Annotated in this window: 11 protein-coding genes; 2 read left to right on the plus strand and 9 right to left on the minus strand. The window is 74.0% G+C overall.

All coding sequences use genetic code 11. The features are described from left to right. Positions 1-89 precede the first annotated feature (89 nt). From ACZ6ZN_RS08775 to ACZ6ZN_RS08785, 3 genes are all read right to left on the minus strand, one after another. Positions 90-1,259 carry an ArsA family ATPase gene (locus ACZ6ZN_RS08775; protein ID WP_469644412.1) on the minus strand — a complete coding sequence of 390 codons (1,170 nt, stop codon included), beginning with the start codon at positions 1,257-1,259 and terminating at the stop codon, positions 90-92. A 542-nt stretch (positions 1,260-1,801) separates the two neighbouring features. After that, positions 1,802-2,239: an SRPBCC family protein gene (locus tag ACZ6ZN_RS08780; protein WP_398111178.1), complete on the minus strand. Its 438-nt coding sequence runs from the start codon at positions 2,237-2,239 to the stop codon at positions 1,802-1,804. 110 nt (positions 2,240-2,349) lie between these two features. After that, positions 2,350-3,147 (minus strand): metallophosphoesterase family protein, encoded by a 798-nt coding sequence (locus ACZ6ZN_RS08785; protein WP_451878512.1) that lies wholly within the window; start codon positions 3,145-3,147, stop codon positions 2,350-2,352. Positions 3,148-3,444: 297 nt separating this feature from the next. On the opposite strand from ACZ6ZN_RS08785, the gene ACZ6ZN_RS08790 reads away from it, so the two are divergent. Continuing rightward, positions 3,445-5,241: an AMP-dependent synthetase/ligase gene (locus tag ACZ6ZN_RS08790; protein ID WP_398111180.1), complete on the plus strand. Its 1,797-nt coding sequence runs from the start codon at positions 3,445-3,447 to the stop codon at positions 5,239-5,241. 28 nt (positions 5,242-5,269) lie between these two features. On the opposite strand, the gene ACZ6ZN_RS08795 is transcribed toward ACZ6ZN_RS08790, so the two are convergent. Then, on the minus strand, positions 5,270-6,412 hold the full coding sequence (locus ACZ6ZN_RS08795; RefSeq protein WP_398111181.1) for a glycosyltransferase family 4 protein: 1,143 nt from the start codon (positions 6,410-6,412) through the stop codon (positions 5,270-5,272). Positions 6,413-6,530: 118 nt separating this feature from the next. On the opposite strand from ACZ6ZN_RS08795, the gene ACZ6ZN_RS08800 reads away from it, so the two are divergent. Next, positions 6,531-7,835, plus strand: a complete 1,305-nt coding sequence (locus ACZ6ZN_RS08800; RefSeq protein WP_469644418.1) for a glycosyltransferase 87 family protein — start codon at positions 6,531-6,533, stop codon at positions 7,833-7,835. On the opposite strand, the gene ACZ6ZN_RS08805 is transcribed toward ACZ6ZN_RS08800, so the two are convergent. From ACZ6ZN_RS08805 to ACZ6ZN_RS08825, 5 genes are all read right to left on the minus strand, one after another. After that, the gene (locus tag ACZ6ZN_RS08805; protein WP_469644421.1) at positions 7,823-9,007 is read right to left on the minus strand and encodes a hypothetical protein; all 1,185 of its coding nucleotides are present in this window, start codon (positions 9,005-9,007) and stop codon (positions 7,823-7,825) included. The two genes, ACZ6ZN_RS08800 and ACZ6ZN_RS08805, sit on opposite strands and share 13 nt — an antisense overlap. Before the next feature lie 32 nt (positions 9,008-9,039). After that, on the minus strand, positions 9,040-10,050 hold the full coding sequence (locus tag ACZ6ZN_RS08810; RefSeq protein WP_469644424.1) for a C40 family peptidase: 1,011 nt from the start codon (positions 10,048-10,050) through the stop codon (positions 9,040-9,042). Positions 10,051-10,271: 221 nt separating this feature from the next. Beyond that, positions 10,272-11,312 (minus strand): C40 family peptidase, encoded by a 1,041-nt coding sequence (locus tag ACZ6ZN_RS08815; RefSeq protein WP_451878517.1) that lies wholly within the window; start codon positions 11,310-11,312, stop codon positions 10,272-10,274. 252 nt (positions 11,313-11,564) lie between these two features. Continuing rightward, complete coding sequence (locus ACZ6ZN_RS08820; protein WP_469644427.1) at positions 11,565-12,908, minus strand: NYN domain-containing protein; 1,344 nt, start codon at positions 12,906-12,908, stop codon at positions 11,565-11,567. A 70-nt stretch (positions 12,909-12,978) separates the two neighbouring features. Beyond that, the gene (locus tag ACZ6ZN_RS08825; RefSeq protein ID WP_114251597.1) at positions 12,979-13,218 is read right to left on the minus strand and encodes a hypothetical protein; all 240 of its coding nucleotides are present in this window, start codon (positions 13,216-13,218) and stop codon (positions 12,979-12,981) included. Positions 13,219-13,336: the final 118 nt, after the last annotated feature.

Genomic DNA, 13,336 nt, shown 5'->3' on the forward strand with positions numbered 1-13,336 from the left:
GGTTCGTCCCTCCGACGTTACCCGAACGGCCGTACCGGGTTCACGGGCCGGACGGACCGTGTCCGGCCGCGCCGGCCGCGCCGGCCGCCTCACCGGGTCCGGGGCCACAGCCGGGGGTCGGGCGCGAAGCGGATGCGCAGCTCGCCCTCGCGCAGGGCGGCCCCGTCGACCGTGCAGCGGCGCAGGGCGGAGGGCAGGGGGACGATCCTGCGGAACGCGCCCGCCGTGACCACGAGTTCGTCGCCGCGCCGGACCAGGTCCAGTTCCTCGCGGACGGCGCCGGGCAGGGGGAGGTGCCAGACCAGCACGCCGTCCTCGGCGAGCCGGTCGGTCACGGGCCAGTCGACGGCGGGAGCGGCGCCGCCGGCACCCGGGGCGCCGAGCGCGGCGAGGTCGTCGGCGCCGCGCGGGTCGCGGCCGAGGTGCGCGACGGTGCGGACGTCGTGGACCTGCCGCCACTCCTCCAGCGCCTTGCGCTGCTGGGCGACCGGGCCGGCCAGCCAGGTGTCGGGCGAGGCCTCGGGCAGGACGCGGTTGGCGACGACGGCGTCGGTGCGCAGTCCGCGCAGGGCGAGTCCGAGTCCGGCGGTGCGCAGGGCGTCGAAGCCGGCCGGGCCGGGCTCGGCGACCAGGCGGACGACGGTCTCCCGGTCGGCGAGGACGGCCTCTACCGCGGCCAGTTCGGTGTCCCAGCGGGCCGCCGTCTCGTACAGCCACTCGGCGGGCATGGGGACGCCGGCGAGGCGGCCGAGGACGGGGCGCAGGGCGCGGGCGGCCCGCCGCTCGGGCGGCACCAGACGGCGCAGGTAGCGGCGGAGTTCCTCGGGCAGGGCGAGCAGGGCGAGGGCCTGCGGGACCGGCGGCAGGTCGACGACGAGCAGGTCGTACGCCTCGCCGAGCGCCGCGTCGCGCAGGGCGCGCAGCAGGGCGAGCTCCTCCGCGCCGGGCAGGGGGGTGAGCTCCTCGGGGTCGAGACGCGAGGCTCCGAGGAGGTCGAGGGCGGAGGCGGCGCGGTCCTGGAGGGCGGTGAGGTCCCGGCGGAAGTCCCGGGCCGGGTCGGGGCGCCGGACGGTGAGGTGCGGGGCGGCTTCGACGGGCGCCGGGCCGGTCGGCACGCCGAGGGCGGCACCGAGGGTGTCGGTGCGGTCGCTGCCGAGGAGGAGGGTGCGGGTGCCCCCGGCCGCCGCGGCCAGGGCGGTCGCGGCCGCGAGGGTGCTACGACCGCTGCCGCCGGGGCCGGTGATCAGGAGGGTGCGCATGGAACGGAACGCTACCGGCCACCACCGGCGTGCCCGGCGCGGCAGCGGAGTCCGCCTGCCACCGCAGGGCGAGGACTCCGCGGCGGACCTCCGGTTCCACGGGTACGGCCGCTTCCCCGGCGCCGCACACCCGGGGCCGGGCCCGCGGTGTCCGCCGCGCGGCCGGGAGCGGCCACGACGGGAGCGCGGCGGGCCGGTCACGGGAGCGCCCGCGGCGATCAGGCGGATACGGCCGCTTCCCTAACCCGCCGACCCGGGTCGGACCTGCGCAGGAGCGGCCACGACGGGAGCGCGTCGGGACCGTGGCGGAAATGCCTGCGGCGATCAGGCGGCTCCGGCCGCTTCCTCAGCGCCCCGCACCGCGGTCGCACCTGCGGCTCCGCCGCGCGGGCGGCAGCGGCCGCGACGGGAGCGCGGCGGGAGCGCCCGCGGCGATCAGGCGGATACGGCCGCTTCCTCAGCGCCGCACACCCGGGTCGGACCTGCGCGGGAGCGGCCACGACGGGAATGCGACGAGCCCCTCGCGGGAGCGCCCGCGGCGATCAGGCCGATTCGACCCGCTTCTTCAGCCCCGCCAGCGCGCGGTCGATGATGACCTTCTCCGCCTTGCGCTTGATCATGCCGAGCATGGGGATCTTGACGTCGACGGTCAGCGCGTACGTGACCTCCGTGCCGCCCGTCCCCGCCGGCTTCAGCAGGTAGGTGCCGTCGAGGGAGCGCAGCATCTGGGACTTCACCAGGGTCCAGGACACCTCGTTGTCCCCGGTCCAGGTGTAGGCGAGGACCTGGTCGTCCTTGATCGCGCCCGCGTCCATGACGAGGCGGACCTGCTCGGCGCGGCCCTGCGCGTCGGTCTGGAGGACCTCCGCCTCCTTCACCTCACCGGTCCAGTCCGGGTAGCGGCCGAAGTCGGCGATGACCGCCATGACGTCGGCCGGGGCCGCCTCGATGGTGATGCTCGAGCTGGTGTGTTCCGCCATCGCCGTGGCTCCTCCAGATGCGGGCCGGTATGGATCGTGGTGCGCACGTGTGTGCAGCGTGAAGGCTACCGCGCACGGGACCGCCCGATCTCATCCGACCTGGGGCGCCCTCACCACTGGAGCGCCCAGGGCGTGCCGGTCCCCGCGAAGTGCCCGACGTTCACACATTCGGTTGCCCCGATCCGCATCCGTCGCACCAGCGGCTGGTGCACGTGTCCGAAGAGGGAGTACCGCGGACGGGTGCGGCGGATGGCGTCGAGCAGGGCCCGGCTGCCGCGTTCGAAGCGGCGCGCGACCGTGTCGTAGACCAGTTCGGGGACCTCCGGCGGGATGTGCGTGCACAGCACGTCGACCTCGCCCACGGCCTCGATCTTCGCCGCGTACTCCTCGTCGCTGATCTCGTAGGGCGTGCGCATCGGGGTGCGCAGCCCGCCGCCGACGAAGCCGAAGACCCGTCCGCCTATCTCCACGCGCTGCCCGTCCAGGACGGTCGTGCCGGGGCCGGCGTACTCCGGCCACAGGGACGGGATGTCGACGTTGCCGTAGGTCGCGTACGTGGGGGTGGGGAACGCGGCGAACATCTCGGCGTACTGCTTGCGCACCGCCTGCTCGATCACCGCGGCGCGGTCCTCGCCGACGCCGGCCCACAGGCGGGCGCCGAACGCGCGGGCCTCCTCGAAGCGCCGGGCGGTGCGCAGGGCGACGATGCGGTCGGCGTTCTCCACGCCGAACAGGTCCGGGAAGATGCCGCGCGCGTGGTCGGCGTAGTCGAGGAAGAGGACGAGGTCGCCCAGGCAGATCAGGGCGTCCGCGCCGTCGCCGGCCCGGGCCAGGTCGCGGGCGTTGCCGTGCACGTCGCTGACCACGTGCACGCGGGTGGTGGGGCGTCCGGCTGGTGTGGGTGCCATGACGATCAAGGGTAGGTCGCGCGCTGCGCCTGTGAACAGTGGCGGTCCTACCTGCGGTTACTGGCCAGTCGTTTTGGCGGTGGACTACTGTGCGCGAAGGAACGCCCGACCGTGTGACGCAGCGAACATCTCGATGGGACCCCCTGTCGGAGAAGCCATACCGGCGGGTAACGTCCGGGCAGTCCAGTCGTGCTCTGCATTTCAACATGTGAATGCCTGAGTACCTGCCCGAGCCTTGGACCGCACCGTCGCAGCACACACCGTCGTGGCGCCGGTGCCCTATGAGGAGCAGCAGTCTTGCGCGAGTTCAGCCTTCCGGCTTTGTACGAGGTCCCTGCGGACGGAAATCTGACCGACATCGTCCGCAGAAACGCCGCGCAGCACCCGGACGTCGCCGTGATCGCCCGCAAGGCAGGCGGCAGCTGGCAGGACGTCACGGCCACCGCGTTCCTCGCCGAGGTGCACCGGGCGGCCAAGGGGCTCATCGCCGCCGGGGTGCAGCCGGGTGACCGGGTGGGCCTGATGTCGCGCACGCGCTACGAGTGGACGCTGCTGGACTTCGCCATCTGGAGCGCGGGCGCGGTGACCGTGCCGGTGTACGAGACCAGCTCGCCCGAGCAGGTGGAGTGGATCCTCGGCGACTCGGGCGCGACCGCCTGCGTCGTGGAGAGCGACGCCCACACCGCCGCCGTCGAGTCGGTGCGCGACCGCCTGCCGGCGCTCAAGCACGTGTGGCAGATCGAGGGCGGCGGCCTCGACGAGCTGGGCCGGCTCGGCCAGGACGTCACGGACCGGACGGTGGAGGAGCGCAGCTCGATCGCCCGGGCCGACGACCCGGCGACCATCGTCTACACCTCGGGCACCACCGGCCGCCCCAAGGGCTGCGTGCTGACCCACCGCAGCTTCTTCGCCGAGTGCGGCAACATCGTGGAGCGGTTGCGTCCGCTGTTCCGCACGGGCGAGTGCTCGGTGCTGCTCTTCCTGCCGCTCGCGCACGTCTTCGGCCGGCTGGTGCAGATCGCGCCCATGATGGCGCCGATCAAGCTCGGCTGCGTGCCGGACATCAAGAACCTCACCGACGAGCTGGCCGCGTTCCGCCCGACACTGATCTTGGGCGTGCCGCGCGTCTTCGAGAAGGTCTACAACTCGGCGCGCGCCAAGGCGCAGGCCGACGGCAAGGGGAAGATCTTTGACAAGGCCGCCGACACGGCGATCGCGTACAGCAGGGCGCTGGACACCCCCTCGGGCCCGTCCTTCGGTCTGAAGATCAAGTACAAGGCGTTCGACAAGCTCGTCTACAGCAAGCTGCGCGCGGTCCTCGGCGGCCGGGGCGAGTTCGCCATCTCCGGCGGCGCCCCGCTCGGCGAGCGGCTCGGGCACTTCTTCCGCGGCATCGGCTTCACGGTCCTGGAGGGCTACGGCCTGACCGAGTCGTGCGCGGCCACCGCGTTCAACCCCTGGGACCGGCAGAAGATCGGCACGGTCGGCCAGCCGCTGCCCGGCTCGGTGGTCCGCATCGCCGACGACGGCGAGGTGCTGCTGCACGGCGAGCACCTGTTCAAGGAGTACTGGAACAACCCCGGCGCGACCGCCGAGGCGCTGGCCGACGGCTGGTTCCACACCGGTGACATCGGCACGCTCGACGAGGACGGCTACCTCAGGATCACCGGCCGCAAGAAGGAGATCATCGTCACCGCCGGCGGCAAGAACGTCGCCCCGGCCGTGATCGAGGACCGCATCCGGGCGCACGCCCTGGTCGCGGAGTGCATGGTGGTGGGCGACGGACGGCCGTTCGTGGGCGCCCTGGTCACCATCGACGAGGAGTTCCTCGGCCGTTGGTGCAGCGACCACGGCAAGCCGGCCGGTTCCACGGCGGCGTCGCTGTGCGAGGACCCGGACCTGCTGGCCGCGATCCAGGCGGCGATCGACGACGGCAACGCCGCGGTGTCCAAGGCGGAGTCCGTGCGCAAGTTCCGCATCCTGTCGCACCAGTTCACGGAGGAGTCGGGCCACCTGACGCCTTCGCTGAAGCTGAAGCGGAACGTGGTGGCGAAGGACTACGCGCACGAGATCGAGGCGATCTACGCCAAGTGACGCCGGGCACCCGCGGGGCGGGCACCCTCTACAGCAGCTGCTCGAGGTGCTCCGCCAGCAGGTCCCAGCGCCACTTCTCCTCGACCCACGCCCGGCCCCGCTCGCCCATCCGGCGGCGCAGCTCCGCGTCGCCGAGGAGCGTGACGATGCGGTCGGCGGCGTCCTCCGGGGAGCCGCCGCGCACCACCCAGCCGGTCTCGCCGTCGAGGACCGCGTCCGGGGCGCCGCCCGAGTCCCCGGCCACCACCGGCAGGCCCGTCGCCGAGGCCTCCAGGTAGACGATGCCGAGGCCCTCGACGTCGAGGCCGCCGCGCCGGGTCCGGCAGGGCATGGCGAAGACGTCGCCGGCGCCGTAGTGCGCGGGCAGCTCGGACCAGGGGACGGAGCCGGTGAAGCGGACCGAGGCGGCGACGCCCGTCTCGTGGGCCAGCCGCCGCAGGTCCTTCTCGTAGGGCCCGCCGCCGACGATCAGCAGCACGGTGTCCGGCTCGGCCGCCAGGATGCGGGGCAGGGCCCGGATCAGGGTGTCCTGGCCCTTGCGCCGCACCAGCCGGGAGACGCAGACCACCACGGGCCGGTCCGTCAGACCCAGCCGGGCGCGCACCTCGTCGCCGCCCGACCCGGGGTGGAAGGTCTTCTCGTCGACGCCCGGCGGCAATTGCACCATGCGCGCGGCGGCCTGCGGAGTCAGCGCGGTCGCGATCCGCGAGCGGGTGTACTCGCCGAGGTAGGTCAGCGTGTCCGTGGCGTCGCCGATGCGGCGCAGCAGCTGCCGGGCGGCAGGCAGTTGGGCCCAGCCGGCCTCGTGCCCGTGCGTGGTGGCCACCAGCCGCTCGGCGCCCGCCTCGCGCAGGGCCGGGGCCATCAGGCCGAGCGGGGCGGCCGCGCCGAACCACACCGACGTGCACCCGTGCTCGCGCAGCAGTCCCACGGCCCGCCGGGTCGCCCCCGGCGTCGGCAGCAGCATGGTCGTGCGGTCGCGTACGACGGTGAAGGGCTGCTCGGCGTCGAAGGCGCGGGTCGCCTCGATCCCCTCGCTGCCGCGCTTCCACGTCGAGGCGTAGACGACCAGCTGTTGCGGGTCCAGCCGCAGCGCCATGTTGTGCAGGAACGCCTGGATGCCACCGGGCCGGGGCGGGAAGTCGTTGGTCACGATCAGGGTCTTGCGCACGCCGCCGACCCTACCGAACGGCCCCGCGGGTCCCCCCGGCGCGGCGGGTGTGGCACGCTCACAGGCGGCGGGCCCCTCACGGCCCCCTCGACGCGGCAGCCGAACGGACAGGGATCACGTGGAGACGACGGGCGCGAGGCGGTCCCTGGCATGGCTGCCGGTGATCTGGTGTCTCACGAGGACGCTGCTGCTGCTGTGGGTGCTGAAGGTGTACGTCTTCCCCGGCCCGGACGTCACCAGCGACGTGCACGTGATCTACCAGGGCTGGTACGGCGTGCTGCGCGGCGGAACGTTCCCGCTGGAGGACGTCACCTGGCAGTACCCGCCGGCCGCCGCGCTGGCGATCCTCTCCCCCGGCCTGCTGCCCTTCCTCGACTACGCGACGGCGTTCTTCGTCCTGGTCTGCGTCACCGACCTGCTCGTCCTGGTGCTGCTGGCCTACGCCGGGCGCCGCCCGGGCCGGTCCCCGCGCGGCGCCTGGGTGTGGGTCGCCGGCGTCCCGCTGCTCGGCCCGACCGTCTACGCCCGCTACGACGTTATGGTCACCGCCGTCGCGGTGGCCGCCCTGCTCGCGGGTGTCCGGCACCCGAGGACGCTCGGCGTGCTGGCGGCCTTCGGCGCGCTGCTGAAGGTGTGGCCGGCGATGCTGCTGCTGGCCGCGCGCCGCCGCAGCGCCTGGGTGTCGGCCCTGGGCACGGGCCTGCTGGTGTCGGCGCTGTTCCTGCTGACCATGCCGGGGCCGTTCGCGTTCCTGACCTTCCAGCGGGACCGGGGCACGGAGGTGGAGTCGCTGGGCGCGCTGGTCTTCCACGTCGCCCGGCACTTCGGCTGGCAGGGCGAGATCAAGCTCAACTACGGCTCCATCGAGTTCCTCGGCCCGTACGTGAGCGAGGTGAGCACGGGGGCGCTGTTCTTCACCGGAGCGGCCTTCGGCTGGCTGGTGCTGTGGCGGCTGCTGGCCCGGCGCTTCGAGGAGCACACCCTCGCCGACGCGGCCTTCGTGGCCGTGCTGATGTTCACCACCACGAGCCGGGTGATCAGCCCGCAGTACATGGTGTGGCTGGTCGGTCTGGCGGCGGTGTGCCTGTGCTTCCCCGGAAGCCGGATGCGCCTGCCCGTGGTGCTGGTGCTGCTGGCGTGCTTCGTGACGGTGCTGGAGTTCCCGCTGTACTTCGCCGACGTGGTGGCGAGCAACGCCCTGGGGCTGACCCTGCTGTTCCTGCGCAACGGCCTGCTGGTGGCCGCCACGCTGCTCGCGGCGCGCGCCCTGTGGCGCGCGACGGTCCCCGGGGCGGCTTCCGCCCGGGTGCCCGCCGGTTCCGCGCGCGGCGACCGCGACCCGTCCGGGGTGGCCGGCGAGCCGGAGCCCGCCGGTGCGCGCCGTGAGGCGGGCGACCTGCTCCCGCCCGGTCAGCCCAGCTGATCCCGCAGGTACGACCGCCACTCACGGGTGAACGCCTGCGGCGTCGTGCCCAGGACGTCGCGCATCGCCCCCTCCACCGCCCCCTCGCGTGTCCCGTGCTCCCCGACGGCCCGGTAGAAGGCGCGCAGCCGGGCCTCTCCCCAGCGGCCCGCGATCATCAGGCACGCCGTCCAGCCGCTCTCGTAGGACCGGGCCAGCCGGCCCGCGTCGCCCGTGAAGCCGAAGTCCCGGTCCGAGGGGAGTCCGGCCGGGACCTCGCCCCGGCGCACCGCCCGGGACAGCTCCGGGGCGGCCTCGGCGGGGGCCCGGCCCGCCGTGCGGTAGCCGACCCAGTCGGCGTACCCCTCGGACAGCCACAGGGGGGTGGCGGCACCGGTGTGGGCGCGGGTGGCGACGTGCGTGGTCTCGTGGGTGACGACGACCTGCTCCCCGGGGCCGCCGAGGAGGGCGAACGCCTCCGGGTTGACGATGATCCGGTCGGCCGGGGACCGGCCGGGGGCGCCGGTCTCCCCGGTGGTGACCGCCGCGATGCCCCGGTAGGAGGAGGCGGGCGAGCCCAGCAGGCCCGCCATCGCCGTCAGCGATCCCGGCACCAGGAGGACGACCCGGCCGCTCCAGTCCGCGCCCCAGGCGTCCGTCACGGCCGGCACCGCGCGGTCGGCCAGTCCGGCGAAGTCGCGCAGCGCGCCGGCGGACTGCCCGACGCCCAGGACGAGACTGCGCTCGCCCCGGACCAGCCGCACGGTCCCCTGGTCCCAGAGCTGCTGCGCGGCCTTCTCGGCGGGCCGCTCGGCGTCGACGGTCCATCCCCCGTCCGCGTCCCGGCTCAGCCGCAGGGTGCGCCGGGCGGTGACCGGTGCCCGGTCGTACCCGGCGAGGCGGTAGCGCAGCTCGGCGTCGGCGGTGGCCGTGCCGCCCGTGCGGCGCAGGTCGGTCAGGCGGTACGACCAGGCGGTCAGGGGCACCGCGCGCAGCCGGCCGAAGTCGCCTCCCGTGCCGGTGCGGGCCCAGGCCCGTGCGTCGCGGTCCAGGACGGCCGCGGCCCGGCGGTCCAGCAGCCGCTGGACGTCGATGGTGGTGCTGTCGGCGGTGGACGGCCCGCCGCAGCCGGCCAGGGCCACGAGCAGCAGGACGAGCACCAGCACCGCGGACCCCGACCTTCGACCAGCCACCTCCCGATCGTACGGGCGCCCGGCCGGTCCGGTCAGACCCTGGTCACCGAGGAGACCGGCATCATCCCGACCGGGTCGTAGCGCACGGGCGCTCCCGGGTAGGGCGCGTGGATCACCTGGCCGTTGCCCATGTACATCCCGACGTGGCTGGCGTCGGACCGGTAGACGACCAGGTCGCCGGGGCGCGCCTCGGACAGCGGGACCTGCCGGCCCGCGAAGCGCTGGGCCTGCGAGGTGCGCGGCAGGGCCACCCCGGCCTGCGCGTACGACCACTGCATCAGGCCCGAGCAGTCGAAGCCGGTGGGCCCGTTGGCGCCCCAGACGTAGGGCTTGCCGAGGGCGCTGCGGGCGGCGGCGACGGCAGCGGCCCCGCGGCCCGAGGCGGCGGCGCCGCCGGGGGCGGGCAGGTCGGTGCGGCCGGCGCGGGAGGCCCGGTCGTAGGCCTCGCGTTGGCCGTCGGACAGGGAGTCGAGCAGCCGCCGGGCGGTGACGAGCTTGTGCTCGACGGTCCTCTTGTGGGCGGCGACGGCCTTGCGGCTGCGCTCCAGTTCGCGGAGCTTGTCCGCCGTCTCCTCACGGTCCTGGGCGAGTTCGCGCAAGGCGCCCTGCAACTCCTTGAGTTCACCGGCCTGGTGGGCGGTGAGGCGGTCGAGCCGGGCGGCCCTGTCGAGGTAGTCGTCCGGGTCGTCGGAGAACAGCAGCTCGACGGCCGGGTCGACTCCGCCCGAGCGGTACTGGGCCCCGGCCAGCGAACCGAGCGACTCGCGCAGGGAGTTGATGCGCTGCTGCTGGCGGGCGATCCGGTCCCGGGCGGTGCCGACCTCCTCGCGCAGTGCGTCGGCGCGCTCGTCCGCCTCGTTGTAGGCCTCGGTCGCCCGCTCCGCCTGCTCGAAGAGGCGGTCCACCGTGGCCCGGGTGTCGTCGTGCGGTGCGGCGGCGGCCGGGACCGTGGTCAGTGCGGCGGCCGCCACGGACAGCAGACCGAACGCGGCACCGGCGCCCCGGTCGGGCCGGGACGGTGCAAGGCGGCGATGGGACCCCACGGGAAGCCGCTCTCCTTCCGCTGGCGGAATGGACGCGGCAGACAGTAGCCCCGCGGCGGGTGACCGCCAACGACCGTCCGGGGGTACGCGGCGCGGCGCCCCGCCGCTGACGCAGGTCACCGGCGGGGCGTGGGCTCACTCGGGGCTGTCGGGATTCCCCCGAACGGCGGACATGATCTCCGGGTCCGGGGGAAGCCGGACCGGTTCGCGCGGTCCGGGTGTCAGACCCGGACGCCGAACATGAAGGGGCCGCCGATGGTGTTCATCGACTCGTAGCGGACGACCGTGCCGGTGCGGGGGGCGTGGATGATCTGCCCGTTGCCCGCGTAGAGGCCGACGTGGTGCAGGTCGTTGAAGAAGAACACCAGGTCGCCGACCTTGAGCTGGCTGACCGAGTAGATCTTGGTGCCGGCCCCGGTCTGCGCCTCGGAGGTGCGCGGGATCTGCACGCCGGCCGCCGCGTAGGCCCGGGAGGTGAGGCCGGAGCAGTCGAAGGAGCTCATGCCGGTGGCGCCGTAGACGTAGGGCTTGCCGAGCTGGCTCTGGGCGAAGGCGAACGCGGCGGCGGCGCGGCCCGAGCCGGGCGGCACGTCGACGTCGAGGGCGTCGCGCTCGCTGGCGCGGGTGGCGCGGGTCTCCTCGGCGGCCAGCGCGGCCTTCTCGGCGGCGGTGAGGCTGTTGAGCAGCTTCTGCGCGGCCGCGAGCTTGCCCTGCACCTCCGTCTTCTTCTTGCCGAGTTCGGTCCGGGTGGAGGCGAGGTCCTTGAGCTTCTCGGCGGCCTCGGCGCGTTCCTGGGCGAGTTCGCGCTGCTTGTCCTGGACCTTCTTCAGCGCCTCGACCTGCTGGCTGCTCAACTGGTCGAGCGTGGAGGCCTTGTCGAGGTAGTCGTCCGGGTCCGCGGAGAGGAACAGCTGGACGGACGGGTCGATCGTGCCGGTGCGGTACTGGGAGGCGGCGGCGAGGCCGAGGCTGTCGCGCAGCTCGTTGAGCTCCTCCTGGCCGCGGGCGACGCTGTCCTGGATGGTGGAGATCTCCTTCTGGAGCTTCTCCTGCCTCTCCTTGGCGCCGTTGTACTTCTCGGTGGCCTTCTCGGCCTCCTCGTAGAGCTTGTCGACCTTGGTCTTGACCTCGTCCTTGCTCGGCTTCTCACTGGGGGCCGCGTTGGCGGCCTGCGAGCTGAAGGCGACGGCAGCGGCGGCGGCGGTGGTCAGCACGGTCACACGTGCGCGGCTGGGCTGCTTCGGACGACGGTGGGACGCCACGGGTGAAAAGCTCCTTCTGGCCCCTCCGCCGTCTCTCCCGATGAGTGATCACCCGAGCGGAGGTTGGGGCCGACCCTAGTGACCTTCCTGTGATCAGTTCAAATCCTCAGATGAAAATTCGCGTCACGGTAAGCCATCTTTTCCCCTGGACTCACAGGCGGTGAGAGGCGCTTGACGCACCGTGGCCCACAGGCCCCGCCAATTCGGGCATCACGCCCGGACGTTGCGCATGCGGGCGTACGCCCTACAGACTCACGTAAGGCGCTTGAGGAGCATCGCCGAGGCCACCGGCCGGGCACCGGCGCGGGCGACCCCGTCGGCCACCTCCCGGTCGGTGGAGGCCACGATGACGGGACGGCCCGGGGGTTCGGCGCGCACCAGCTGCCGGATGAGCTCGTCGGCGGTGACGCCCGGCTTCGAGAACAGCACCCGCACCCCGCGCGGGGGTGCGAGCAGCACCGGCGCGGCCAGCTCGGCCCCGTCGAAGACGCAGGTCACCTCGGCGCCGCTCTGCGCGGCCAGTTGGGAGAGCTGCCCCAGCAGCCTCAGGCGCTGCTTCTCCAGCGGCATCTGCGGATAACCCGTTTTGGTGACGTTGTACCCGTCGACGACGAGGTGCGCCTGCGGCAGCGCGAGGAGCTGGTCGAGGACCTGCGGGTCGTTCTCCGACAGGGCGCGGGCGGCGATGTCCTTGGGTGTCATCCGGCCCGGCTCGACCGCGTCGACCGTCTCGGCCGGGCGGACGGACACCGGCGGCAGGGCCAGCTCGCGGCGCAGCCCCTGGGTGGCGTCCAGCAGGGTGTCCAGCAGCAGCCGCACCCGCATGTCCTCCACACTGCGGCCCTCACGCGCGGCCCGCCGGGCGGCCTCCAGGGCCGCCTCGGTCTCGCCGAGCCGCGCCTTCAGCCGCCGGGTCTCGCTCTCGGCGGCGGAGACCTGGGCGTGCCCCTCGGCGCGCGCGGCCTCGATCTCGCCGTGCGCCTTGCGCAGGGCGGCCTCGCCGCGCTTGACGTCGCTGAGGGCGGCGCGCAGCTTGCGGTGCAGCGCCTCGCCCTCCCTCCTGGCCGACTCCAGCTCCGCGCGCAGCCGCTCGGTCTCGGACCGGGTCGCCTCCCGGGCCCGGTCGAGTTCCGCGCGCAGCCGCTCCAGCTCGGCCCGGCTCTCCTCGTCGGCCCGCTCGGCGTCGGCCCGCTGGGCCTCCTCGCCGGCGGCCGCGACCAGCTTCACCCAGCCGGGCGGGCGCAGTACGTACGCCGCGGCCGCCACGTCGAGCGGGTCCGCGGCCGGGGGCGGGGAGCCGGAGTCGAGGGCGCCGGTGAGCTCCGGCTGGGTCTCCCTGAGCTTCTCCCCGATGCGCTGGCGGAACAGCGGGTCGGTCTCCAGCGCCGAGGCCATGGCGTTGCCGGCGAACTTGGCCCGCCGGTTGGGCGCGAAGCGGGCGTACTGCCGCAACTGGGCGGGCAGCTCGCCGACGGTCAGCGAACCGAAGCCGTCGGCGACGATCTGCACGACCCGGCGGCGCACGCCGTCGGGCAGCGGACGGTCGAGCACCTCGGCGGCGCCGTCGCCCGGCTCCCCGCCCGTGGTCTCCACCATCCGTCACACCCCAATCCGTGCGGGACCCTCCCCCACTCCTGGCTTCGCCCGAGCGGGGGGACCCCCATGCTCAGGAGCCGGCGCCCGGCCTGTCCACGAGTTCCACCTGGTCCACCGCGTTGCACCAGCGGCAGCGCACCGACTCGATGGTCTCACTGAGCACCTCGCGCTCCTCGACCTTCGGCTCTCCGGCCAGGTCGAGGTGGACGTACTCGACGACCTTCGACGAGCGGGTGACGTCGAACCGCGTGAGGTTGCCGCAGAGGGTGCAGCGCCAGCGCGTCCCGGCGGTCGGCAGGGGAACCGTCATCGTGACCTGTTCTCTTTCCTCTAGTGTCCGTGACGCCACCGGCATCCCCGGTGCGTGTGGCTCGTAACCCTACGGCCTGGGGGGTGCCCGCCGCCCACGTGTCCACGGCGGCGAGGCG

The organism is Streptomyces sp. NPDC053665, from assembly GCF_055585285.1.

Excerpts from the sequence above, each read along its gene's own strand:
- ACZ6ZN_RS08780 (WP_398111178.1), bottom strand. The coding sequence starts at position 2,239 with ATGGCGGAACACACCAGCTCGAGCATCACCATCGAGGCGGCCCCGGCC.
- ACZ6ZN_RS08775 (WP_469644412.1), bottom strand. The coding sequence starts at position 1,259 with ATGCGCACCCTCCTGATCACCGGCCCCGGCGGCAGCGGTCGTAGCACC.
- ACZ6ZN_RS08825 (WP_114251597.1), bottom strand. The coding sequence starts at position 13,218 with ATGACGGTTCCCCTGCCGACCGCCGGGACGCGCTGGCGCTGCACCCTC.
- ACZ6ZN_RS08820 (WP_469644427.1), bottom strand. The coding sequence starts at position 12,908 with ATGGTGGAGACCACGGGCGGGGAGCCGGGCGACGGCGCCGCCGAGGTG.
- ACZ6ZN_RS08785 (WP_451878512.1), bottom strand. The coding sequence starts at position 3,147 with ATGGCACCCACACCAGCCGGACGCCCCACCACCCGCGTGCACGTGGTC.